Annotated in this window: 26 protein-coding genes; 7 read left to right on the forward strand and 19 right to left on the reverse strand. The window is 61.0% G+C overall.

The annotated features are described in order from the left end of the window. Window positions 1-110 precede the first annotated feature (110 nt). On the forward strand, window positions 111-905 hold the full coding sequence (locus J9893_RS04050; RefSeq protein WP_155488285.1) for a hypothetical protein: 795 nt from the start codon (window positions 111-113) through the stop codon (window positions 903-905). 89 nt (window positions 906-994) lie between these two features. Here the strand turns inward: J9893_RS04050 and J9893_RS04055 are convergent, their stop codons facing one another. The 7 genes from J9893_RS04055 to J9893_RS04085 form a co-directional block, all read right to left on the reverse strand. After that, a complete protein-coding gene (locus tag J9893_RS04055) occupies window positions 995-2020 on the reverse strand; it encodes a substrate-binding domain-containing protein (RefSeq protein ID WP_041211440.1) in 1026 nt (341 codons plus the stop codon). Then, a complete protein-coding gene (gene rbsK, locus J9893_RS04060; RefSeq protein WP_010674791.1) occupies window positions 2020-2952 on the reverse strand; it encodes a ribokinase in 933 nt (310 codons plus the stop codon). The genes J9893_RS04055 and rbsK overlap by 1 nt, the downstream gene beginning before the upstream one ends. A gap of 98 nt (window positions 2953-3050) precedes the next feature. After that, window positions 3051-3926, reverse strand: a complete 876-nt coding sequence (gene rbsB / locus J9893_RS04065) for a ribose ABC transporter substrate-binding protein RbsB (protein ID WP_041211439.1) — start codon at window positions 3924-3926, stop codon at window positions 3051-3053. Between the two features lie 30 nt (window positions 3927-3956). Further along, on the reverse strand, window positions 3957-4925 hold the full coding sequence (rbsC, locus tag J9893_RS04070; RefSeq protein WP_041211438.1) for a ribose ABC transporter permease: 969 nt from the start codon (window positions 4923-4925) through the stop codon (window positions 3957-3959). Next, complete coding sequence (gene rbsA / locus J9893_RS04075) at window positions 4922-6451, reverse strand: ribose ABC transporter ATP-binding protein RbsA (protein ID WP_041211437.1); 1530 nt, start codon at window positions 6449-6451, stop codon at window positions 4922-4924. Before rbsA ends, rbsC begins: the two co-directional genes overlap by 4 nt. A 35-nt stretch (window positions 6452-6486) precedes the next feature. Continuing rightward, window positions 6487-6906 (reverse strand): D-ribose pyranase, encoded by a 420-nt coding sequence (rbsD, locus tag J9893_RS04080; protein WP_010674787.1) that lies wholly within the window; start codon window positions 6904-6906, stop codon window positions 6487-6489. Window positions 6907-7152: 246 nt separating this feature from the next. Then, on the reverse strand, window positions 7153-7770 hold the full coding sequence (locus tag J9893_RS04085; RefSeq protein WP_039040777.1) for a glutathione S-transferase family protein: 618 nt from the start codon (window positions 7768-7770) through the stop codon (window positions 7153-7155). 257 nt (window positions 7771-8027) lie between these two features. On the opposite strand from J9893_RS04085, the gene J9893_RS04090 reads away from it, so the two are divergent. Together J9893_RS04090 and J9893_RS04095 are read left to right on the forward strand one after the other, a co-directional pair. Continuing rightward, on the forward strand, window positions 8028-8783 hold the full coding sequence (locus J9893_RS04090) for a hypothetical protein (RefSeq protein ID WP_042017089.1): 756 nt from the start codon (window positions 8028-8030) through the stop codon (window positions 8781-8783). Between the two features lie 60 nt (window positions 8784-8843). Continuing rightward, window positions 8844-9506 (forward strand): DUF2987 domain-containing protein, encoded by a 663-nt coding sequence (locus J9893_RS04095; RefSeq protein ID WP_210599790.1) that lies wholly within the window; start codon window positions 8844-8846, stop codon window positions 9504-9506. A 71-nt stretch (window positions 9507-9577) separates the two neighbouring features. On the opposite strand, the gene ttcA is transcribed toward J9893_RS04095, so the two are convergent. The 12 genes from ttcA to J9893_RS04155 all read right to left on the reverse strand — a co-directional run bounded on the left by ttcA (window position 9578) and on the right by J9893_RS04155 (window position 19983). Then, on the reverse strand, window positions 9578-10486 hold the full coding sequence (gene ttcA / locus J9893_RS04100; RefSeq protein ID WP_010674783.1) for a tRNA 2-thiocytidine(32) synthetase TtcA: 909 nt from the start codon (window positions 10484-10486) through the stop codon (window positions 9578-9580). A 67-nt stretch (window positions 10487-10553) separates the two neighbouring features. Beyond that, the gene (gene uspE / locus J9893_RS04105) at window positions 10554-11501 is read right to left on the reverse strand and encodes a universal stress protein UspE (RefSeq protein WP_039040780.1); all 948 of its coding nucleotides are present in this window, start codon (window positions 11499-11501) and stop codon (window positions 10554-10556) included. Between the two features lie 136 nt (window positions 11502-11637). Further along, window positions 11638-12393, reverse strand: coding sequence for an FNR family transcription factor (locus J9893_RS04110; RefSeq protein WP_010674781.1), 756 nt, complete (start codon window positions 12391-12393; stop codon window positions 11638-11640). Between the two features lie 68 nt (window positions 12394-12461). Next, a complete protein-coding gene (locus J9893_RS04115) occupies window positions 12462-13148 on the reverse strand; it encodes a sulfite exporter TauE/SafE family protein (protein ID WP_010674780.1) in 687 nt (228 codons plus the stop codon). After that, entirely contained in the window at window positions 13132-13338 is a 207-nt protein-coding gene (gene ccoS / locus J9893_RS04120; RefSeq protein ID WP_041211434.1) for a cbb3-type cytochrome oxidase assembly protein CcoS, read from the reverse strand. The genes J9893_RS04115 and ccoS overlap by 17 nt, the downstream gene beginning before the upstream one ends. Window positions 13339-13420: 82 nt before the next feature. After that, window positions 13421-15817, reverse strand: a complete 2397-nt coding sequence (locus J9893_RS04125) for a heavy metal translocating P-type ATPase (protein WP_029314548.1) — start codon at window positions 15815-15817, stop codon at window positions 13421-13423. An 88-nt stretch (window positions 15818-15905) separates the two neighbouring features. Then, complete coding sequence (locus J9893_RS04130) at window positions 15906-16394, reverse strand: FixH family protein (RefSeq protein ID WP_010674777.1); 489 nt, start codon at window positions 16392-16394, stop codon at window positions 15906-15908. 113 nt (window positions 16395-16507) lie between these two features. Beyond that, the gene (gene ccoP, locus J9893_RS04135; protein ID WP_010674776.1) at window positions 16508-17497 is read right to left on the reverse strand and encodes a cytochrome-c oxidase, cbb3-type subunit III; all 990 of its coding nucleotides are present in this window, start codon (window positions 17495-17497) and stop codon (window positions 16508-16510) included. Beyond that, complete coding sequence (locus tag J9893_RS04140) at window positions 17497-17676, reverse strand: CcoQ/FixQ family Cbb3-type cytochrome c oxidase assembly chaperone (RefSeq protein WP_010674775.1); 180 nt, start codon at window positions 17674-17676, stop codon at window positions 17497-17499. The genes ccoP and J9893_RS04140 overlap by 1 nt, the downstream gene beginning before the upstream one ends. Window positions 17677-17687: 11 nt before the next feature. Then, the gene (gene ccoO / locus J9893_RS04145) at window positions 17688-18302 is read right to left on the reverse strand and encodes a cytochrome-c oxidase, cbb3-type subunit II (protein ID WP_010674774.1); all 615 of its coding nucleotides are present in this window, start codon (window positions 18300-18302) and stop codon (window positions 17688-17690) included. 18 nt (window positions 18303-18320) lie between these two features. After that, complete coding sequence (ccoN, locus tag J9893_RS04150) at window positions 18321-19745, reverse strand: cytochrome-c oxidase, cbb3-type subunit I (protein WP_010674773.1); 1425 nt, start codon at window positions 19743-19745, stop codon at window positions 18321-18323. Continuing rightward, a complete protein-coding gene (locus tag J9893_RS04155) occupies window positions 19720-19983 on the reverse strand; it encodes a hypothetical protein (protein WP_125117269.1) in 264 nt (87 codons plus the stop codon). Before J9893_RS04155 ends, ccoN begins: the two co-directional genes overlap by 26 nt. A gap of 41 nt (window positions 19984-20024) precedes the next feature. Here J9893_RS04155 and J9893_RS04160 point away from each other — a divergent pair, with 41 nt between their 5' ends. From J9893_RS04160 to prc, 4 genes are all read left to right on the forward strand, one after another. Further along, on the forward strand, window positions 20025-20483 hold the full coding sequence (locus J9893_RS04160; RefSeq protein ID WP_010674772.1) for a hypothetical protein: 459 nt from the start codon (window positions 20025-20027) through the stop codon (window positions 20481-20483). A 108-nt stretch (window positions 20484-20591) separates the two neighbouring features. Beyond that, window positions 20592-21050 carry a GAF domain-containing protein gene (locus J9893_RS04165; protein WP_010674771.1) on the forward strand — a complete coding sequence of 153 codons (459 nt, stop codon included), beginning with the start codon at window positions 20592-20594 and terminating at the stop codon, window positions 21048-21050. A 101-nt stretch (window positions 21051-21151) separates the two neighbouring features. Then, window positions 21152-21796, forward strand: a complete 645-nt coding sequence (proQ, locus tag J9893_RS04170) for an RNA chaperone ProQ (protein ID WP_010674770.1) — start codon at window positions 21152-21154, stop codon at window positions 21794-21796. Between the two features lie 8 nt (window positions 21797-21804). Next, window positions 21805-23820: a carboxy terminal-processing peptidase gene (gene prc, locus J9893_RS04175; protein WP_041211433.1), complete on the forward strand. Its 2016-nt coding sequence runs from the start codon at window positions 21805-21807 to the stop codon at window positions 23818-23820. Window positions 23821-23934 lie beyond the last annotated feature (114 nt).

The raw sequence follows: 23934 nt of genomic DNA on the forward strand, positions 1-23934 counted from the left end.
GGGACACGCCGTTTTAGCCTGTGGAGGCGTGGTGCAATCAGGCCGCCCGATGAAGCAGGAACCCGGTACTGCGCGAGCAGCTATCACCCAGTAATGGGAATCCCCCTCCTGTGACGCGAAGCGCTAAGGTGGGGGAGGATGTCAAGGTGAGTCTGTTGCAGTTTGAGTTTGTGACCCGGGAAAGCAGCTTTGATCTGGCGTGTCGCTTCGGAGTGGCCAGGCGCGAGGGTGGCGAGGATGCCGATGAGCTATTGGAGCAAGCCATATTGGCATTGAACGAGGCCAAGCGTGAGGGGACCACCCTGGTGTGGTATCAGAGTGCGATGAAGGCTGATCTCCACATGGCCCAGCGGCAGCTGCACCAATTGCGGGAATGGCTGGCGGGGGCCGCCCCTTCCCCCCTGGAGACCCTCTGCGAGGCGATGAGAGACGAGCAGGGCGTGCCGGTGACGGCGGTCAGCCTGCGCTGGCGGGTGAGCCAGCAGCCCTGTGACGTGGGCTGGATGCAAGAGCGTGGTGTCCTTGGGCCCGTGATGGCACGATGGCTGACAGAAGAGCCATGCAGTGGCACCTTGCTGGTAAGGCTTCATCAGCCTGCCCAGCTGGCCCCTCTGCTGGCGAGCCTGCCCCCCTTGCCACAGGGGAGACTGATCCTGGCATTGCCTGCGCTGATACCGGATGCCACCCTGCTTGAGAAGATGCGCGAGTGTGGCTGCATGCTGGCGCTGAGCGAGCTTGGCAGCTGCGCCCCCGAACTGCTGCAAGCGGGCTGGCCAATTCGCTACTGGCTGCCAGCACCCTCCGGGTACGAGGCGCTGCTCCAGCCGTTGGCAACGGCGCTGGGGCTGCTGCGCCTGGCTCCCCTGGGAGAGGCGCAGCAAGAGGATGATCTCAAGCTGAGTTGAGTGGTGGCTTGTGCAGTCTCGGGGCCGATGCCAAGGAGACAATACACAGAAGAGCGGCTCATGGCCGCCCTTCTGCTGCTTGCTGGCACTTAAACTGGTTTGCTGTCCGGTGAGGAAAAGGGAGCGCAGGAGTGTCTGATCACCAGGTCCGGATCCACGGTGATCATGCGGTTTGCGATGGGCTCGCCGTTGATGCGCGCCAGCAGCCGGGTGACGGCGAGGCGGCCCAGCTCCTCTTTCGGTTGATTGACCGTGGTGAGCGGGGGGGACATGAACTGGGCCAGCGCCACGTTGTCATAGCCGACGATGGAGAGATCGCGGGGGATCACCAGCCCTGCCTGATGGGCGGCACTGATGACCCCCATGGCCATCATGTCGTTGCAGACAAACAGCGCGGTGGGACGCTCTGGCAGCGCCAGCAGGCGGGTCATGGCGGCGGCGCCGCTGGCGCAGTCAAAGTCTCCCTCCTGGATCCAGCCCGGATTGACGGTGAGCCCGGCCTCCTGCATCGCTTGCTCGAAACCCGCCTGGCGCTGGTTGGCCGGGGCGCGGCTGTGGGGGCCCGTGATGCAACCGATGGCAGTGTGACCCAGCCCCAGCAGATGGCGGGTTGCCAGGTAGCCTCCACGATGGGAGTTGTCGGCGATGAGATCCACCTCGCCATTCTCCATGCCCCAGTCCATCACCACGACCGGCAGGCTCTTGAGCCAGTCGAGCTGGTTGAACACCTCCTGCTGCCCTTCACTGCACATGATGAGCAGGCCGTCGACCCGTTTCCTGAGCATCATCTTGAGGTAGGAGAGCGCCGTCTCGGCCTGTCCTTCGGTGTTGCCCAGCATCAGGTTGTAACCCTGCTCGAAGCAGTAGCGCTCCACCCCGCGCACCACCTCGGCGAAGAAGGGGTTGCTGGAGGTGGTAACCAGCATGCCGATGCTGTTGGTCTCCTTTACCTTGAGGCTGCGGGCCACCAGGCTCGGGGCATAGTTGAGATCGCGCATGGCGGCGAAGACCCGCTCCCGGGTCTCTTCGGCCACGAAGCGGGTCTCGTTGATGACGTGGGAAACGGTGGTGGTCGACACTCCCGCCAGCGCAGCCACCTCCTTGATATTGGCCATCAGTGCCCCTGCGCAGTCTGTTCAAGGAGGAAAGCATCGACCTCCTGCTTGCTCGGGATGGAGCTCTGGGCACCAAACCGGGTGACGGAGAGTGCCGCCGCCCCGTGGGCAAAGCGTACGGCTGCGTCAAAGTCGGCGCCGGCGAGCTCGGCCGCCAGGAAGGCGCCGTTGAAGGTATCCCCGGCAGCCGTGGTATCCACCGCCTTGACCCGAAAACCCGGCATGAGCGCCTGTTTCTGCCCCTTGCTGCAATAGACCCCTTGAGACCCCAGGGTGATCATCACCTCACCGATGCCCATCTGGTGGAAGCGGGTGGCAGCCTCCCGGGCGCTCGCTTCGTCCGTCACCTTGACGCCGGTCAGCAGCTCGGCCTCGGTCTGGTTGGGGGTGATGAGGTCCACCAGCGCCAGCAGATCCCTTGAGAGCGGGCGCGCGGGGGCGGGGTTGAGCACCACCCGGGTGCCGTGGGCACGAGCCAGACGGGCCGCTTCCTGCACGCTCTCCAGCGGCACTTCCAGTTGCAGCAGCAGGGTGTGGGCGGCGGCGATCATTGCCTCGTGACCTTGCACTACGGCCGGGGTGAGGGCGCCATTGGCTTCGGCGGAGATGCCGATGCTGTTCTCCCCCTCGTCGCTCACATAGATGATGGCGATGCCGGTGGGGAGCCTGGGGTCGAGTTCGACGGCGCTGACATCGATGCCGTCGTTGGCAAACCCGGTTTTCATCTGGTGGCCGATGGCATCATCACCGATGCGGGCGATGAAGGAGACAGGGGCGCCGAGGCGGGCGGCGGCCACCGCCTGATTGGCGCCCTTGCCGCCGGGAACGACCTGATAGCTGTGGCCGGTCAGGGTTTCACCGGGGCGGGGAAAGTGGGGGACGCGCAGCACATGATCCGCATTCACGCTGCCGAGGACTACGAGACGATTCATTCCTATCACCCTTGGTTGAGTACATCCTGGTCTGGGTGGACCCAGACCAGGCGGCACTGGCGGAAAAAGAGAGGGGAGGCGAACCTCCCCCCGTCAACTTACTTGTTGACGATTTGCAGCGGTACCGGGATGGATTTTTCCACCGGTTGACCCTTGAGCACCTTGTCGGCGGTTTCCACGCCGATGGCGCCGATGAGGGCAGGCTGCTGTGCCACGGTGGCGGCCAGTTTACCCTTGGCCACGGCGGCTTTGCCATCGTCGGTGCCGTCAAAGCCCACGATCATCACCTCTTTGCCAGCGGCCTGCACGGCGCGGATGGCTCCCAGCGCCATCTCGTCGTTCTGGGCGAACACTGCCTGCACGGTCGGATGGGCGGCCAGCAGGTTCTCCATGACGTTCAGACCCTTGGTGCGGTCAAAGTCGGCGGGTTGGGAGGCCAGCACCTGCAGTTTGTTGGCGGTGACCGCCAGGGCGAAGCCTTCGCCGCGATCACGGGCGGCGGAGGTACCTGCGATCCCTTCCAGCTGGATCACCTTGGCACCGCTGCCCAGCTTCTCGGCGATGAAGTCGCCAGCCAGCTTGCCACCGGCCACGTTGTCGGAGGCGATGTGGGCCTTGACGTCACCCTGGGCTGCGCCGCGGTCCAGGGTCAGCACCGGGATGTTCGCCTTGTTGGCCAGGCGAATGGCGTTGCCCACGGCTTCGGAGTCGGTCGGGTTGATCAGGATGGCGTTGACCTTGCGCACGGTGAGATCTTCCACGTTGGAGAGCTCCTTGGCCGGGTCGTTCTGGGAGTCCAGCACCACCAGCTCGTAGCCAAGCTCCTTGGCCTTGGCTTCGGCCCCCTCCTTCATGGTGACGAAGAAGGGGTTGTTGAGGGTGGAGACCACCATCGCCAGGGTGTGTTCCGCGGCCTGGGCGGTGCCCAGCACGGACATGATGGCGGCAGCGAGCAGGGTATTGAGCTTTTTCATCATTTCATTCCTTGTGTGTGGCGTGGCTTGTTAACGGTTGCTTTTGTTATCGATCATCACGGCAAGCAAAATCACGCTGGCCTTGGCGATCATCTGGTAATAGGAGCTGACGTCGAGCAGGTTGAGGGCATTGTTGAGGAAGCCGATGATGAGGGCACCGATCAGGGTACCCATGATACGGCCCTTGCCCCCCATCAGGCTGGTGCCCCCCAGCACAACGGCGGCGATGGCATCCAGCTCGTACCCCATGCCGGCTGTGGGCTGGGCGGAGGAGAGGCGGGATGTGACGATGAGCCCGGCCAGTGCCGACAGCATGCCGCACAGACCATACACCGCGAGCTTGACCCGATCCACATTGATACCAGAGAGGCGGGTGGCCGATTCGTTGCCGCCGAGGGCATAGATGTGGCGGCCCAGGCGAGTGTGGTTGAGCAGGTACCAGGCCAGCAGGAAGACGATGGCCATCAGCCAGATGGGCACCGGCAGACCCAGCAGGTAGCCGGTCCCGAGCCAGGCGAAGTGATCGGCGCCGTCACTGAAGCCGGTGGAAATGGGGCGCCCCTCGGTGTAGACCATGGTGACGCCGCGCAGGGCGGTCATGGTGACCAGGGTGGCGATGAAGGCCTGTACCTTGCCCTTGGCGATGATGAGGCCGCTGATGCTGCCAAGCAGGGCGCCGGCCCCCAGGGTGAGGGGGATCACCAGGCCGATGGGCAGCTCCATGGCCACCATGGTGGCGGCCAGGGCGCCGCACAGGGCCAGTACCGAGCCGACCGACAGATCGATGCCGGCGGTGAGGATGACCAGCGTCATGCCGACCGCCATGATGGCGTTGACCGATGTCTGGCGCAGGATGTTGAGCAGGTTGTCGGCGGTGAAGAAGTTGGGGCTCAGGAAGGAGACCACGCCGATCAGCACCAGCAGCGCGACCAGGGACTTGTTCTCGATCCACCAGGCCTTGCTCATGACGCCGCGGCGGGAAAGGGTTTGGGTTGTCATTGTGCTGCCTCTTGCTCTGCTTGCCACTGTTTACCGACTGCCGCTGCCATCAGCTTCTCCTGATTGGCATCGCGGGTGTTGAATTCTGCGCTAATGCGCCCTTCGTGCATCACCATAATGCGATCACTCATGCCGAGCACTTCCGGCATTTCGGAGGAGACCAGGATGATGCTCATCCCCTCCTTCTTGAACTGGTTGATGAGCTGATAGATCTCCTTCTTGGCGCCGACATCGACGCCGCGGGTCGGCTCATCCAGGATCAGCACCTTGGGCCGGGTCAGCAGCCCCTTGGCGATGGCCACCTTCTGCTGGTTGCCGCCGGAGAGGAGCTTGATCAGCTGATCCTGCCTCGGGGTCTTGATGTTGAACAAACGCACATAGTCCCCTACCGCCTGGCGCTCGGCCTTGCCGTCAATCTTACCGCCACGAATGAACTCGCCGAGGGCGCACAGGCTCATGTTTTCGCGCACCGACAGCTCCAGCACCAGGCCGTCGCCCTTGCGATCCTCGGAGATATAGGCGATACCAGCGGCCAGACCATCGGCCGGGCTTCTGGGTACCAGGGCGTGGCCATCCACCGTCACCTGGCCAGCGCTGATGGGGCTGGCACCGTAGATGAGCTTCATCAGCTCGGTGCGGCCGGAGCCCATCAGGCCGCTAAAGCCCAGAATTTCCCCCTGACGCAGGGAGAAGCTCACCCCGCGCACGCCGGGACCAGCCAGATCGTTCACCTGCAGGCTAACCGGGCCAAGCTCGCGCTCAAGACGTGGGTACTGCTCTTCCAGCCGGCGGCCCACCATCATCTCGATGATCCTGTCTTCATCGAGATCGCTCACCGCCTGCTCGCCGATCCACTTGCCATCCCGCAGCACGGTGACCCGATCGCAGATCTCGAAGATTTCTTTCAGGCGGTGGGAGATGTAGACAATGCCGCAGCCCTGCTCGCGCAGTTCACGAATGACGGTGAAGAGCTGCTCGGTCTCGGTGTCGGTCAGCGCATCGGTGGGCTCGTCCATGATGATGACGCTGGCATCGAACGACAGCGCCTTGGCGATCTCTACCATCTGCTGTTCACCGATGGAGAGATCCCCGAGTCGGGTATCCGGGCCGTGCTTGACGCCAAGTCGCGCCAGCAGACCGCTGGCACGCTCACGCAACTGCTTGTGGTCGATGCTGCCAAAACGGGTGCGCGGTTCGCGGCCGAGGAAGATATTGGCGGCAATCGACAATTCCGGCAGCAGGTTCAGCTCCTGGTGGATGATGCTGATCCCCTGATCCTGAGAGTCGCGGGGGCCCTTGAAGTGCACCGGCTGGCCGCGATAGTTGATGTAGCCCGCATCGGCCTGGTAGATGCCGGTCAGCACCTTCATCAGGGTCGACTTGCCAGCGCCATTTTCGCCGAGCAGGGCCATCACCTGGCCCGGATAGACCCGAAGGCCCGCTTCGTCGAGGGCGCGTACCCCGGGGAAGGTCTTGACGATCCCGGTCAGCTCCAGAATGGGTGAGAGGGGGGAGGTTGTGCTCATTTGCAGCTTCCTTGAAGAGGCCTTCTTTGAAGAATTCAGAACGCCACACCGGCGCAGAGGATCAGGTTGGCGTAGGGAGTCACCTCGCCGCTGCGCACGATAGCCTTGCTCTGGCAGGAGCGAGCCTTGAACGCTTCGTGCAGGCAGTACTCGATGGTGATGGGCTTGCCCTGGGCGGCTGCGTGGGCCTCCAGCTGATCCACCAGCGCCTGATGGGCGGCGGGACTGATCTGCTTGATCTCGCTTGCCATGATCACCTTCTCCACCACCAGGTCGGTGAGTAGGGCGGTCAGTACGGTTTCAAGGCTGGGGGTGCCCGCCATCAGCGCCAGATCGATGCGCTCGGGGCCTGCCGGAATGGGCAGGCCAGCGTCGCAGACGGTGATCTCGTCGGTGTGGCCCATCTGCGCGACCAGCGCGCTTAAGGGAGCATTGAGCAGCTTGCCTCGTTTCATACAGCACCTCGGCGGCCTGGGACCGCATATGAATATTGAGTTGGGCAATCGGTTACGCAACCGGTTGCGTCATTAGGGCGAAAGATAGGTGTTAACCGTTAACGGGTCTAGGAAGTGATGACGAAAATGTGAAAACGATCTCAGTGACAGGGCAATTTCAGAAGAAACGGGTGCCATAAGAGCACCCCGTCTGAGAGGCGTCGCCGGATGTTGCCCGCACAAAAAGGCGTACCCGGCGCGAGGAGATCAGAGGGCGAGCGCCGCCTGCACTGCGGGGCGGGCCAGCATGCGCTGATAGTGATCCGCCACCTTGGGAAACTCGCTGATGGCAACCCCGTCGCTCTCGAGCCAGCCTGCAATCACGAAGAGGTAGATGTCGGCCAGGCTAAAGCGCTCCCCCAGTACCCAGGGGCCGGCCAGATAGTGGCGCTCAATCTGGTCAAAGCCATCGCGCATGTTCTGGGGCATCTTGGCCTGCATGGCAGCCATGGCCTGTTCATCGTCGGCCCAGCGGCCGGGACGGCGTCCATGGGCATGGGCGACATGGACGGTGGAGACGAGGAAACTGTGTACCTCCTGCATCCTGGCCAGGAGGAAGGGGTCATCCAATGGGGCCAGCCCGGCGTTAGGAAAACGCTGGGCCACGTAGAGCAGCAGAGCCGGTGTTTCGGTCAGCACGCCATGCTCCGTCACCAGTGCCGGGACTCGCCCCTTGGGATTGATGGCGAGGTAGTCGGGGCTGCGCTGTTCACCAGCGGCCAGATCCAGGCGCTTGACAAGGTGAGGGGCACCGGCCTCCACCAGAGCGATGCGTACCGCCATGGCACAGGTACCCGGGGCAAGATAGAGCGTCAGTTCGGACATGACCGTTTTCCTTGTGTGAGAGAGAAGAGCCAGTGGACATCTCGTCCGCCAGCGCGCGCCATCATCCTACTCCCGTTGGACAGAGGGGCCAAGGGTGAGGGGAACTTCATCAAGTAGGGCTGCAAGGCCTTGGGTATCAATGGCTTTCTGAACGGAAGATAACAGGAAAAACGGCTACGCATGCCGGTTCAAACCGCTATAATGTGCCACTTTGGATCAGTCGTCAGTGAATGTTGGACAGTCAATTGAGTAATAGAATGCGGATCGGTGGAACCCTCGAACAGTCCCTCAGCCAGGGATATCGTCTGGACCTGCAAGGGGTGTTGAAAGAGGGGTGGCAACAGACTCGTCGCACCGGTTTCGGATTGGCGCTGGCCATCGCCGGGGTCATGGCAATCTGGATCCTGCTGAGCAATACCTTGCTGACGCCCTATGTCGCCCGTGAAGGAGGGGATATGGATATGGCCCTGATCCTGAGCCTGCTGGTCACGGTGATCATGTCACCCATGACCTCCTCCCTCGACATGCTGGGGTTGCAGCAGTCGGTGGGGGTACGCGCCCGGCCGAGCCAGGTGTTCGACTTCTTCCGCCACTTCCTGCGCCTGGGCAGCCTGAGTCTGCTCGGCAGCCTCATCACCAGCCTGTTTGGACCCCTGTTCGAGCTGCTGGGGGTGCCTGTGATGCTGGCCTTCATCCCTTCCGCCCTGGTGGGCATGGGGCTGGTGTTTACCGTACCTCTGGTGCTGGAGCGCGGTCTTTCCCCGGCTCAGGCCATTCTGGTCTCCCTCAAGCTCTTTGCCCGGGGCTGGCCCAGCATAGTGCTGCTGCACGGGGTCATGCTGGCACTCTTCTTCCTGGCGCTCATCCCCATGGGGCTGGGACTTATCTGGGTGGCGCCGCTCTACTTCAACTGCAAGGGCATTCTCTACCGGGATCTGTGTGGGGTGGCAGTCGAAGTGACCGAGGTTGCCAGTGGCAACGACGGGCAGGGCCCGGATCATTTCAACGCATAATGGAATACCAGGGGTCAGCCGGTGTCGACCCGCCCGGAGCATGATGCAAAAGGATGGCATATGAACAAGCGATACGGGATGGCGGCGCTCCTGCTGATGCCCATGCTGGGACAGGCTGAGCCGTCCCTTGAACTCGACTACGGCACCTTCTACAGCCAGATGAAGACCTTCGCCAAGGGGGAATTTGGCCACGCCAGACTGGGCTTTTATCTGGCCAGTCAACAGTACGGTCGGCGCTGCGGGCTCACCTCGGCCCGGGTCTCGACCCCGGACAGGGATGTGCCCGCCGAGGTCACGGTGGATGGCGAACTGCGTCTGCCCTATGACGATGATCTCAACCTCGACAAGGCGATCGTGGTGGTGGGGCTCACCGAGGCCCACGCCGCCTGTGATCTGTCGGTACAGGTGATGGCTGACGCCCCCGCCACACCCGAGGTGCCGCTGGCCGAACTTGTCTCGCGTCAGCAGCAGATGCAGCGATTGCTCGACAAGATGGCCGGCATGGTCGGCCAGTATTTCCTGCCCAAGATGGAAGGGGTGCGGATCTCCATGGTGGCGCCCGCAGGCACAGCCTACCTTGTGGAGGGTGCCCGTCAGGAGGCCGTCTCCTGGCAGCAGGGGCAACTGCTGCTCAGCAATGCGCAGCTGAAGGGGTTTGCCCAGGGCAAGCTGCAACTGCAAGGGGAGATCCTGCGCCTGACCCCCTGGCTACACAAGGAGTAGCGACCCGAGTCCGCAGATTGCCAGAATGAAAAAAGGAGCGCCTGGCGCCCCTTTTTTGTGGGTGACGGGGCTTAGCGCACCTCAATCACGTCCAGCATGTCCATCTCGTCGATGTCCAGCAGCGGCGCCTTGGGCAGCTCGGGCGGATCAAATGCCTTGTCGCCACCGTCGATGATGCCGGAGTCGCGATTGATGCTCTTGAAGTCAAACAGCTGGTGATCGAGCAGGTGGCTCGGGATCACGTCCTGAATGGCGGTGAACATGGTCTCGAGACGGCCTGGGAAGCGGCGATCCCACTCCTGCATCATCTGCTTGATGGCCTGGCGCTGCAGGTTCTCCTGGGAGCCGCACAGGTTGCAGGGGATGATGGGGAAGGCCTTGACCTCGGCATAGCGCACCAGATCTTTCTCCTTGCAGTAGGCCAGGGGGCGGATCACCACGTTCTTGCCATCGTCGCTCACCAGCTTGGGGGGCATGGATTTGAGCTTGCCACCGTAAAACATGTTGAGGAACAGGGTCTCGAGGATGTCGTCACGGTGATGGCCAAGGGCGATCTTGGTACAGCCCAGCTCCTGGGCGGTGCGATACAGAATGCCGCGGCGCAGGCGGGAGCAGAGCGCGCAGGTAGTCTTGCCCTCCGGTACCTTCTCCTTGACGATGGAATAGGTATCTTCTTCCACGATCTTGAAGTCGATGCCGAGAGTGCTCAGGTATTCGGGCAGCACGTGCTCGGGGAAGCCGGGTTGCTTCTGATCCAGGTTGACGGCCACCAGATCGAAATGGATGGGGGCGCTGGCCTTCAGGCTCATCAGGATGTCGAGCATGGCAAAGCTGTCCTTGCCGCCAGACAGGCAGACCATGATCTTGTCACCCTCTTCAATCATGTTGAAGTCGGCGATGGCCTGGCCCACGTTGCGCCGCAGACGTTTCTGCAGCTTGTTGAAACTGTATTTCTCTTTGGCGTTAAGCTCTTCTAGCATGGCCTCAAACCCGGGACAAAAATAAGCGGCTTATTATAGCCATGTCCCGGGGGAGGGCAAGAAACGCTTATGCAGGATGACGCCTGTCATCCACAGGGCAGCTGTAATCGTCGGGTTTGAGGATGAGAATGTCGCAGTTGAGCCTGTCCACCACGTGCTCGGCGGTGTTGCCAAGCAGGGCGGCAGAGAGGCCGGTACGGCCGACGCATCCCATGATCATCAGGGTGGCATTCAGATCGTCCGCCATGTCCGGCAGCACCTCCTCCGGCAAGCCTTCCGCCACCTTGGTCCACATGTGGTTGATGCCGAATTGATCGGCATGTTCCCGCAGCAGATCTTCATGGTGTTTGCGAATGGCATCGTTGTAGGCGTTGGGATCGAACTCTGGCAGTTCGATGGCGACATTGACCGGGGTGCCCGGGTAGGTGTTGACCAGATAGAGACTGGCACCAAGCAGCTCGGCGATGGCGATCCCCTCGCGGGTGATCCGCTCGTTAAGCACCTTCTGCTCCTTGTCATCGCTCGAGCAGTTGATGGCGGCAATCAGGTTGCCCCCCCGTTGCCAGTGCCCTTCTTTTACCAGCAGAACCGGACAGGGGCATTTGCGCAGCAGGTGCCAGTCGGTGGGGGTGAAGATGAAGGTTTGCAGGAAGGAGTGTTTGTGAGTCGCCTTGACGACCAGATCGTGACGCTGTTCCAGCACTTCCTGAATGACGCACTCGAAGGGACGGTTGTGCCAAAGCACTTTCACTTCGCATTCCAGCCCTCTGGCCCGATAGGGAGTTAGGATCTCGTCGAGCCACTCCCGACGCTGGGCGATGACACCATGGCGCATCTCTTCCCGCTCGTCTGCCGAGAGCATGGCGGTCATCTCGTAAGAGAAGTCGTAAATCGTCAGGAGCAGGGTCAGCTGGGCGCCCTCATCCAGCTCGGCGACCTTGACCGCGCGCTCGAGCGCGATCTGGCGCTCCTCCTCGGGATTGATCACCACCAGAATGTTTCGGTACTTGACCATGTTCTCCTCCTTGGTAAAAAGGCCAATGATGGCAACTCTTTAGCTATTACAGCTTAGTCCAAGGGGGGAGACGGGAAGGTGTGCCGGATCAAATTTCAGGGTGATCCGATCCGGCAAAAAAGGGAATAAACGGGGATTAACCGCAGGGAGGACGAGTGGCTCCGGCCATGACGCCCAAGGCAACGTTGTCAAGTACAGTAATGTATTTGCCTTTGACGCTGATGAGACCGGATTTCTGGAAACGGCCCAGCAGGCGGCTGATGGTCTCGACGGTGAGACCGAGGTAGTTGCCGATGTCTCCACGGGTCATGGAGAGGCGGAACTCCTTGGCGGAGAAGCCGCGCTCGGAGAAACGAACCGAGAGATTGTGCAGGAAGGCAGCGAGGCGCTCTTCGGCGTTCTTTTTGGAGAGCAGCAGTATCATCTCCTGGTCGCCCATGATCTCGTTGCTCATCAGCCGCATGATCTGCTGGCGCAGTTTGGGCATCTTGCCAGAGAGGTCGTCGAGCACATCGAACGGTATTTCGCACACCATGGCGGTTTCCAGCGCCTGGGCGAAGGAGGGGTGGGCCTGCTTGTGGATGGCGTCGAAACCGACCAGATCACCGGCGAGGTGGAAGGCGGTGATCTGTTCGTCACCCTGTTCGGTGATGGTGTATGACTTGATGGTCCCGGAACGTATGGCATAGAGCGACTTGAGCTCATCGCCGGCCTTGAACAACTCTTCACCCTTCTGGAACGGCTTTTTGCGCTCGATGATGCTGTCGAGCTGATCGAGCTCGTTATCGTTCAGGGTGAAGGGGATGCAGAGCTGGCTGATGCTGCAATCCTGGCAATGAATTGCACAGCCACCGCTCTGAATACGTCTGCCAGGTTTCTTGTCCGGGATCATAGGCTCAAATGAATAATTGATTTATATCAAACAAGTTTACCACCATCTCATCCGTTTTGGATAGGGTTTCAAAAGGACGCCATCCCGATCCAGAGGGTGTGGATCCCGTAGGCAATAAGCAGCAAGGCGCCCCCAAGGCGCAGGCTGCGCAGGGTGAGCCAGTAGCGCAATCGGTCTGCCAGCCCCCCTAGCGCAAACAGGGTCGGCAGGGTGCCGAGGCCGAAAAAGAGCATGATGAGTGCCCCGCCACTCGCGGAGCCTGCGGCAGCGCTCCAGGTCAGCATGGAGTAGACGAGGCCGCAAGGGAGCCAGCCCCATATCATGCCAAAGGGGAGGGCCTGCCTGGCTGATGTAAACGGGAGAAACCTGCCTGCCAGCGGCTTGATGAGAGGCCAGAACTTCGCACCGATGCGCTCGAGCAGCAAGACGCCATGCCACCAGCCAGCCAAGTAGAGGCCGAGCGCTATCATCAGCAGGGCGGCGATGAGGCGAAGCCCTGCCAGGGCGTGTTTGCCAGCGCCTATCTCCGTGGTGGTGGCGAGCAAGCCGCCCACCAGCGCGCCCGCCAGCACATAGCTCAGGATGCGCCCCAGGTTGTAGTTGAGCAGATAACCGAGCCTGCCCCAAAAATGCTGCTTCTCGGCAGGTATGGCCATGGAGAGCGCTGCGGACACGCCGCCACACATGCCGATACAGTGGCCGGCACCGGCAAGCCCGACCAGCAGGGCGCCCATGAGGTCAAGGCTGCTGGTCATGGGGCCTGTTTTCCTGTTCTGCTTGTTGTTCAGAGGGGGGCAAGGGGCGCTGCTCCTCGTCAAACAGGATGTTGGAGCCCTGCCTGTCGAGATCCTCGAACTGCTCGGAGCGGATGGCCCAGAAGAAGACGGCGCCGGCAATGACAACGAACAGGATGGCGATGGGGATGAGGACGAAGATAATGTTCATGGCGTGGACCCTGTGGTGAAAGGGGGATGATAACCCGGCGAGGCAAGAGGTGCCGCCACCCGGGAGGATGCCAGATGGCTGCTCACCGGTTGAGCCGCATGGAGTTGGTGACCACGATGAGGGAGCTCAGGGACATGCCAGCAGCCGCCAGATAAGGGGGGAGCCAGCCACTTGCAGCCAGCGGCAGCACAAGCAGGTTGTAGCCGATGGACCAGGCAAAGTTCTCCTTGATGATCTTGCGAGTTCGCAGGGCCAGGGCCCGGGCGGCCAGCAGACGGGAGAGATCGTCGGCCAGCAGGATGGCGTCGGCACTGTTCTTGGCCAGATCCGTGCCCCCCGCCATGGCAAAGGACGCGTGGGCGCCGGCCAGCACAGGGGCGTCGTTGATGCCATCTCCCACCATGATGCTGATATCCCCGGCCGCTTCCCGGGCCTTGAGATAGGCCAGCTTGCCGTCCGGGGTGACCCCTTTTACCAGCTCATCGACCCCCAGCTCGCGGGCCAGCATGTCCGCCTGGTCCGAACCGTCGCCGGTGAGAATGGTGGTTTGCAGGCCTGCCTCCTTGAAGGCCTGGATCAGTGCACCGGCATCGGGGCGCAGCGTGTCGGCCAGGATGAAACGGGCCAGCAGTCCGTGTTCATCGGCCAGATAGATGGTCAGCCCTTGAGCGGCATTCTCTTCTTGCGCCAGTTCGAGCCAGCGTGCACTGCCGATGCGGTAATGCTTGCCCTCAATTACTCCCTGCACGCCGTGGCCGATGACGGGGGTGACGTCGCTGGCGGCGAGCGGCACCCCGTCCGCCAGTGGTTTGCTTCGAAACGCACGGGCGATGGGATGCTCGGAATAGGTCTCCAGGGCCTGGGCGAGGGCGAGGCAGCGGGCTGCGTCGAGCTCGCCGAGGGGCTGGGTGCTCACCAGGCTGATGTTGCCCGTGGTCAGGGTCCCCGTCTTGTCCATCACGATGCGGTTGGCCCGGGTCAGAATGTCCAGCACGTGGCCGCGGCGCAGTAGGATGCCGCTGCGGGTCAGGTTGGCAGTGGCCGAGGTCAGTGCGGTCGGGGTGGCCAGCGAGAGGGCGCAGGGGCAGGTCGCCACCAGCACCGCCAGGGTGACCCAGAAGGCCCGCTCGGGCTCATGAAAATGCCAGAAGGTCCAGACCCCGGCCGCAATGATCAGGAGCACCAGGATAAAGTGGCGCGACAGCACGTCCGCCAGCTGGGCGATGGCGGGCTTGTCGTCCAGAGCATGATCCTGCAGGCGCATGATCTGGGCCAGGCGCGACTCTTCAATGGAATGGCTGACCCGGATCTCCAGGGGGGCATCGGTGTTGATGGTGCCTGCATAGACGGGATCTCCGGCCTGTTTGAGCAGAGGCAACTGTTCGCCAGTCAGCATGGATTCGTTGAGGCTGGCCTGGCCCAGGGTGACGATGCCGTCTGCCGGCAGGGTGGCCCCCGCGAGTACCCGCACCCTGTCTCCGACTCGCAGCGTCTTGGCGGCCACCTCGTGTTCGCCGTCATCATCGATGCGGGTTGCCATGATGGGTACCAGGCGCGCCAGGTTGGAGCTCGACTCCGACGCCTTGCGCCTCGCTCGCAGTTCCAGCAGACGGCCCAACAGCAGGAAAAAGACGAACATGGTGATGGAGTCGTAATAGACCTCACCCGTGTTGAAGACCGTGGCCCAGATGGAGGCGACGAAGGCGCCGATCAGTGCCAGCGACACCGAAACATCCATGGAGAGGTGCCCCTGCTTCAGGCTGCGCCATGCCCCCACGTAAAAAGGCTGGGCCGAGTAGATCATGATGGGGGTGGAGAGCAGAAGGCTTATCCACTTGAAGTAGATCATGAACTCCTCTTCCACGCTGATGAAGAGGTCCATGTAGAGTGCTACGGCGCACATCATCACCTGCATGGAGCCAAGGCCGGCCAGCGCCATGCGGAACATGTAGCTGCGCACCTCTTTGGCGTAGAGCGCTTCCTGCTGATGAGTCTGGAAGGGATAGGCGCGATAGCCGACCCTGGCAAAGCCCTTGAGAATGTCGCTCAAAGAGAGCTGGGCCGGATCCCACTTGATGCGGGCGCGATGGGTGGTGGTATTGACGTTGATGTAACGCAGACCGCGCAGGGTCATCAGGTGCCGCTCGATGAGCCAGGCACAGGCGGCGCAGGTCAAACCTTCCACCGTCAGTTGGATCTCGCGCGTAGTTTCGCGACCCGTACCGGTGTCGGTGACGAACTCCTGCTGCACCTCCGCCAGATCGTAGTGGGTGAGGGCGGCGAGCTCTTCGGGCACCAGTTCCCCCTTGATGCCGGGAGCGGTGCGGTGTTCGTAATAACTGGCGAGGCCGCATTCGAGAATGGTCTGTGCCACGGCCTGACAGCCAGGGCAACACATCGGCTGAACGATGCCTTTGATCTCGAGAGTAAAGTTACTGCCAGTGGGAACCGGTTCACCACAGTGAAAACAGCCGGTCATGGTGATCATCCCTCTTTGATGCAGCCCAGCAGGCCGGGTCGGGGAGAAGGGTGGCTGACCGGCGTGCCGATCACCCTGCCTTCGTGATTCAACGTCCCTTGGGATCGAGCTCAATCGCTGCCTGAGTCGGCAGTTGTGCCGTCTCCTGGAGGCGCCATTCATGGTTGAAGGCATCGACCCGCACGTGCCACTTGCCGGTGAGGGGCTTGTCCAGCATCAGGCGATAGACTCCCTTGCCATCGGCCGTCAGCAGATGTTCGCTGTCCAGGCCCGCCAACGTGGGATGAAACAGGGAGAGGTGCAGTGCCTGCCCGAGGGGGAAATCCCCGGACAGTGGATTTAACGTCAGCTCCTTGTCGCTGACATTGAGGGCGATACGGATGCCGAGCGCCTCGGCGCGATCGAACTTGCTGAGATCCTGATTAATCTCCTTGCCCTGCTTGTAGTAGTCCTCCGCTACCAGGTTGACCCCATCCTTGCTGGCAATGATGGCGGTGGCGATGCTGCCTACCACGGCGGCGCAGGGGAGGGCGATGATGAACCAGGGCCAGAATTGGCGATACCAGGGTTGGGTCATGATGCTACCGAAACAAATGGTTAACGAAATGGCGGTAATTCAGCCAACACAAGATAACAAAAAGCCTCGAAGAGTCGAGGCTTTTTGCTGATTAATCACGTGCTTATCACATGTTACTGCTGATTTTGCCGATCGTTGTGGGACAAGCTGTAAACGTAGGAGGCGAGCAGATGTACCTTGTCTTCCCCCAGAATGTCCTTCCAGGCCGGCATCACGCCGTGACGACCGTGGGTGATGGTCTGTTCGACCACCTGACGGGAGCCGCCATAGAGCCAGATGTTGTTGGTCAAGTCGGGGGCGCCGAAGGCGATGCCGCCCTTGGCATCCGGGCCGTGGCAGGCGGCGCACATGGCAAAGCGTGCTTCCCCTTTCTTGGCTTCCACCAGATCAACCTTGCGACCGGAGAGGCTCAGCACATAGGAGGCCACCTCCTTCACCCCGTCCTGACCCAGGATCTCGCCCCAAGCGGCCATGATCCCCTGACGACCGCCCATGATGGTGGTCTTGATCTGGTCGGGTGCGCCGCCCCACTGCCATTCGCTGTCGGTCAGGTTCGGGAAACCGCGGCCACCGCGGGCATCGGAGCCATGACACTGGGAACAGTTTTGCAGGAACAGGCGCTGACCCACCTTCAGGGCTTCCGGATCCTTGGCGATCTCGGTGATCTCCTTGTAGCTCTTGCCGTCAGCCTGATAGGTCAGCTCGCGGAACTTGGCGCCGTAGATCTCGTCGGCCTTGGCAAGTTCCCGATCGTATTCCACCGCGCGTCCTTCGGCCTTGGCGGAAGCCGCCGCTGCCTTGGACTCGGCCAGGGAACGTACATCCTGGTTGGAGCTCTGCCAGCCCAGCAGACCCTTGAAGTTGCCAAGGCCCGGGAAGGCGAGCAGGTAGATGAGCCCGGTGACGATGAAGAAGAGGAACATATAGGACCACCACTTCGGCAGGGGATTGTTGATCTCCTCGATGCCGTCGAAGGTGTGACCCATGGGTTTGCCCTCTTCGGCCCCCATCTTGTCCTTCATGCACCAGGCCAGCAGCAGGAAGCAGCCGAGAATGGTGCCAAGGCTTATGACGGTCACAAAAATGCTAAACAGAGTGCTCATTATTGCTTCGCTCCTGCGTTCTTGTTATCAGCACTGGGTTGCTCGTCATCGGCAAAAACCAGGTTGGCGGCCTCGTCGAAAGAAGCCTTGCGGCGCTTGCTGTAGGCCCAGACGATGATGCCAATCATGATGACCATCAGCAGCAGGGTGTACAGGCCGCGAAATGTGCCGTAATCCATATCCCGACTCCTTATTTCAGGGCATGGCCCAGTGATTGCAGATAGGCGATCAGCGCATCCAGCTCGGTCTTGCCCTTGACGGCCTCACCGGCACCGGCGATGTCGGCATCGGTATAGGGCACGCCGAAGTGATCCCGGAACAGAGCCAGCTTCTTGCCGGTCAGCTCGCCGCTCAGCACATTGGTCTCGAGCCAGGGGAAGGCCGGCATGTTGGACTCGGGCACTACGTCGCGCGGGTTGATGAGGTGGGCGCGATGCCAGTCATCGGAGTAGCGGCCGCCGACCCGGGCCAGATCCGGGCCGGTACGCTTGGAGCCCCATAGGAAGGGGTGCTCCCACACGCTCTCGCCGGCAACCGAGTAGTGGCCGTAGCGTTCGGTCTCGGCGCGGAACGGGCGGATCATCTGGCTGTGGCAGACGGTGCAGCCTTCGCGGATGTAGATGTCGCGTCCTTCCATCTGCAGGGCGGTGTAGGGCTTGAGGCCCTCCACCGGCTCGTTGGTCTGCTTCTGGAAGAACAGGGGGGTGATTTCCACCAGGCCCCCCAGGCTGATGGCGAAGATGATGCCAATGACCAGCATGGGGACGCTTTTTTCAAAAATCTCGTGACGGTTGTTGTTGCTCATGCTTTAAACCCCTTCAAATCAGGCTGGCTGTGCGACGGGTTCCAGAGAACCCTTGGGCGCAGTGACGGTGCGATAGGCGTTGTAGGCCATCAGCAGCATGCCGGTGACGAAGAAGCAGCCACCCAGGAAGCGCACGAAGTAGAAGGGATAGGAAGCTTGCAGCGCCTCCACGAAGCTGTAGGTCAGGGTGCCGTCGTCGTTGACCGCACGCCACATCAGACCCTGCATCACACCGGAAATCCACATGGCGACGATATAGAGCACGGTGCCCACGGTGGCCAGCCAGAAGTGGACGTTGATGAGCTTGATGCTGTACATGCGCCCCTGCCCGAACAGGTTCGGGATCAGGTGGTAGACGGCACCGATGGACACCATGGCAACCCAGCCCAGGGCACCGGAGTGAACGTGACCGATAGTCCAGTCGGTGTAGTGGGAGAGGGCGTTGACGGTCTTGATCGCCATCATGGGGCCTTCGAAGGTCGACATGCCGTAGAACGACAGGGAGACGATCAGGAAGCGCAGGATGGGGTCATAACGCAGCTTGTGCCAGGCACCCGAGAGGGTCATGATGCCGTTGATCATGCCGCCCCAGGAGGGCACGAACAGGATGAGGGACATCACCATGCCCAGCGACTGGGCCCAGTCAGGCAGGGCGGTATAGTGCAGGTGGTGCGGACCGGCCCAGATATAGAGGGAGATCAGCGCCCAGAAGTGCACGATGGAGAGGCGGTAGGAGTAGACGGGGCGACCCGCCTGCTTGGGCACGAAATAGTACATCATGCCAAGGAAGCCCGCTGTCAGCAGGAAGCCCACTGCGTTGTGGCCATACCACCACTGCACCATGGCATCCATGGCACCGGAGTACATGGAGTAGGACTTCATGCCGGAGAGCGGCACTTCCATGTTGTTGACGATGTGCAGTACGGCCACCGTGATGATGAAGGCACCGAAGAACCAGTTCGCCACATAGATGTGGGAGGTGGTGCGCTTGACCAAGGTGCCGAAGAAGACGATGGCATAGCTCACCCAGACCACGGCGATGGCGATGTCGATGGGCCACTCCAGCTCGGCGTACTCTTTGGAGGTGGTGTACCCCAGCGGCAGCGAGATGGCTGCAGACAGAATGATCGCCTGCCAGCCCCAGAACACGAAGGAGGCGAGGGGACCACCAAACAGCCGGACCTGACAGGTGCGTTGCACCACGTAGAAGGAGGTGGCCATCAGGGCGCTGCAACCAAATGCGAAGATGACCGCATTGGTATGCAGGGGACGCAGACGGCTGTACGTCAGCCAGGGGGTGTCGAAGTTGAGGGCAGGCCAGATCAACTGGGCTGCAATCAATACACCCACCGACATGCCGACGATACCCCAGACAATCGTCATGACGGTGAACTGGCGCACAACGGTGTAGTTGTACTCAGGGTGGTTTGTTGTATGGCTCATCGTTGTATTCCGCTTCCGATGCTGTTGTTAGTGTTGCCCGGTGTCCTGGGCCATTTTCACCCCGGTTTTGCAAAATCCCCTCGTTAACATCTGTTAATAAAAGGAAAAGCAAAAGGTGGTTAAATGAAAATCCATTGAGAATGATACTGAAATGACCGGTAAAATAACAGTACAAACAGTGATATATTTGGCTCCAGCGGGTCTCATGTCCGCCAGTTTTTACCTTGAGCCAGATCACGAAAATTACATTTTCTACGTACCTTACAGAGCTGTTTTTTCATGAAAGAGAGACTCACTTCACGCAAAATCGTCCACCTGTCCATGGTGCTGGTCATTTTGCTCTCCCTGATGGCCTATCGAACCTGGTTTTCAGGCACAGGAAGCGACCATGCAGAGGGCTCCAATGTTCAGATTTGTGATCTGTCCCACAGCCCCTGCCGCCTCATCGTCGGGGATCGCCCGCTGACGGTCAGCATCGATGGCTTGCCGATCCGCCCTGAACATGACTTTGTCCTGCGCCTTCAAGGGGGTGTGCCGGCCATTACGCCGGTCAAGGCCTGGCTCGAGGGCAAGGAGATGTTCATGGGGCTCATCCCCGTGCTGTTTGAAGCCAGCGATGCGGGGTGGCGAGGGGTGACCCAGGTGGGAAGTTGTACGGCAGAGGCGATGGACTGGCTCTTGACCATCGAGTGGAGCAATGGCCAGCGCCATCAACTGACGTTGGGCGCGGCACGTTGAACGGACTCTCATCGGGCCCCAGGAGGGGGGATAAATGAAAATTGATTTGAAATTTTCAGGCAGGACGGTACCTTGCATTGATTATCAAAGAGTGAAGTTCATTTAATCATGATTGAAAAACAAGCATTTTATCGCACGCTCAACCAGCAGGCCCAGGCATTGCTAGAGGGCGAACCCGACATGATCGCCACCCTGGCAAACCTGTCTGCCCTGCTCAATCAGGAACTGGCTGACATCAACTGGGTTGGTTTCTACCTGCTGCAGGGCGAGACCCTGGTGCTCGGCCCGTTCCAGGGCAAGCCGGCCTGTGTGCGCATCCCGGTCGGGCGCGGCGTCTGTGGCACTGCGGTTGCCGAGGGCAAGACCCAGCTGGTGGACGACGTGCACCAGTTCGCGGGGCACATTGCGTGCGACGGTGCCAGCAACTCGGAAATCGTGATCCCGCTGCGCCGTGGCGGGGAGATCATCGGGGTGCTGGACATCGACAGTCCAATCTTTAACCGCTTTGACGAGCAGGACCGGATTGGCCTCGAAGAAACGGTGCAAATTTTGGAAAGCATGCTCTAAGTCATTGCTAGATGGTTCGCAAAAGGTCCCAAGCTCTCTATAATGGGGCCTTTGTTGTGTTCGGGCATGCCCGTGCGTCTATATGAAAGCCAAGGTTATACATGGAAAACACTGAAAAGCTGAAGAACAGTAAAGAGATCGTCGCCTACCTGGTCGAGAAATTCCCGGCCTGCTTCATCGCTGAAGGAGAGGCCAAGCCACTCAAGATTGGCATCTTCCAGGATCTGGCCGCGCGTCTTGCTGATGACGAGAGAGTCTCCAAGACCATGCTGCGCTCTGCTCTGCGTCAATACACCTCCAGCTGGCGTTACCTGCATGGCCTCAAGGCTGGCCAGGCCCGTGTCGATCTGGACGGCAACCCGGGCGAGCTGCTCACCGAAGAGCACATCGAGCATGCCAAACAGGCGCTCAAGGAGAGCAAGGAACGTGTCTTTGCCAGCCGCCGCACCAACACCAAGGAGAAGGAAGACAAGCCCAAGCAGCCGCGTCGCAACGCGCCGCGCAAGGCTGACGCTCCCCGCTCCGACAAGCCCAAGTCCGCCCCTGCTCCCAAGGCTGCACCGGTCGCCGATGCGCCGCTGGTGAAAGTGGATGCCGCTACCCTGAAAGTCGAGCAGGGCGTGCGCGTCGTGCTGGGCAAGTCCCCTGTGCCTGCGACCATCAAGGAAGTGACCAAGGATGACGTACAGGTTCAATTGCAGACCGGCATGATGTTGCGGGTCAAGTTCGAGCATCTGGTTCTCTAAGGAGACGAATGTTGAAGCATGGCGTGATTCGTTTTTCACTCGTTGCCTGTAGCCTGGCGCTTGCCGGGCTCGCACAGGCCATCGAGCCGGTGCTCAAGGAAAGTGATTTGCCTGTGTTGGCTCAAGAGAGCCAACATGCTACGGCCAGCAAGCGAATTGCCAATCTGTTTACCCGCTCCCACTACAAACAGTTCAAGCTGGACGACGCCTTTTCCTCCGTGATCTTTGACAAGTATCTGGAGAATCTGGACTACAGCCGCAACCTGTTTCTGGCCTCTGACATCAGCCGTTTTGAGAAATATCGTACCGGTTTTGACACCGACCTCGAGCGAGGGCGACTGGCTCCGGCCTACGAGATGTTCAACCTGAGTCAGCAGCGGCGGTACGAGCGGTTCGAATACGCCCTCAAACTGCTCGACACTCCCTTCGATTTTACCCAGAAAGACAATTACGTCTTCGATCGGGAAGGGGCTCCCTGGCCCAAGGATGAAGCCGAGCTCAACGAGCTGTGGCGTCAGCGGGTCAAGTTCGATGCCCTGAGCCTCAAGCTCAGCGGCAAGGAGTGGCCCGAGATCAAGGAGCTGCTTGGCAAGCGTTACAACAACGCCATCAAGCGGATGTCCCAGACCGAGAGCGAGGACGTGTTCCAGCTCTTCATGAACTCCTTCGCCCGCGCCATCGAACCGCACACCAGCTATCTGTCTCCGCGCAGCGCCGATCGGTTCAACACCGAGATGAACCTCTCGCTGGAAGGGATTGGGGCCGTGCTGCAGGCGGAAGATGACTTTACCGTCATCCGCTCCCTGGTGCCAGGCGGCCCGGCGGCCAAGTCCAATCACCTGAAACCCGATGACAAGATCACCGGTGTGGGGCAGGACGACGGTAAGATCGTGGATGTCATTGGCTGGCGTCTTGACGACGTGGTCGAGCTCATCAAGGGGCCCAAGGGCAGCAAGGTGAAGCTGGAGATCCAGCGCGGCAAGGGCGCGACCGCCAAGACCGAGCTGGTGGAGCTGGTGCGTGACAAGGTGCGTCTGGAAGACAGAGCCGCCAAGTCCAAGGTGATCACCGCCGAGGGCAAGAAGATCGGCGTGCTCGAGATCCCGAGCTTCTACGTCAACCTGCACGACGACGTGATCAAGGAGATCTCCAGCCTCAACAAGCAGAAGATCGACGGCCTCATCGTCGATCTGCGCGGCAACGGTGGCGGTGCCCTGACGGAAGCTTCCGCCCTGAGCGGTCTCTTCTTTGCCAGCGGCCCCGTGGTGCAGATCCGTGATCACATGGGTCGCATCACCGTCAATGGCGACGACGACGGCAATGTCTACTACGGTGGCCCCATGTCGGTGATGATCGACCGCTACAGCGCCTCGGCCTCCGAGATCTTCGCTGCCGCCATGCAGGACTATGGTCGTGCGCTGATCCTCGGCGAAAACTCGTTCGGCAAGGGGACGGTGCAGCAGCATCGCAGCCTCGCCAAGGTCTATGACTTCTACGAGCAGCCGCTGGGTCACGTGCAGTACACCATCGCCAAGTTCTACCGTATCGATGGCGGCAGCACCCAGAACAAGGGAGTTGCACCCGATATCGCCTTCCCGACTGCGGTAGCGCCGGGGGAGACGGGGGAGAGCCGCGAGTTCAACGCCTTGCCCTGGGACAAGATTGCCTCGGCCAGCTACGAGCGACTGGGGGACTTCTCCAGCCTGCTGCCCAAGCTGAAAGCGGCCCACGAGGCACGGATCACCAAGGATCCGGAATTTGCCTATGTGCTGCAGGACATCAAGGAGTATCAGGCGGACAAGGACAAGAAGTCGGTCTCCCTGAACGAAGCCGAGCGGCTGGCTGAACAGGCCAAACAGGACGAGAAGGCGCTGGCGCGAGCCAATGAGCGGCTGACCCGTCTTGGCAAGCCGACGGTGAAGAGCCTGGATGAACTGCCGACCGATTTCGAGGCACCTGACGAATACCAGGTGGAAGCGGCCAACATCACGGCGGATCTGGCCACCCTCAGCAAGAAGAGCTGATGCTGGCAACGAAATGACAAGGGCGACTCGGGTCGCCCTTTCTTTTGCCTGAATGCAAACTATTTGACCCTGTCCGAGCCTTGTGACAGCCTCTGACACGTCAATAACAAAGCG

The organism is Aeromonas sp. MaB10011B (genome assembly GCF_017939325.1).
Taxonomy (GTDB): domain Bacteria; phylum Pseudomonadota; class Gammaproteobacteria; order Enterobacterales; family Aeromonadaceae; genus Aeromonas; species Aeromonas caviae.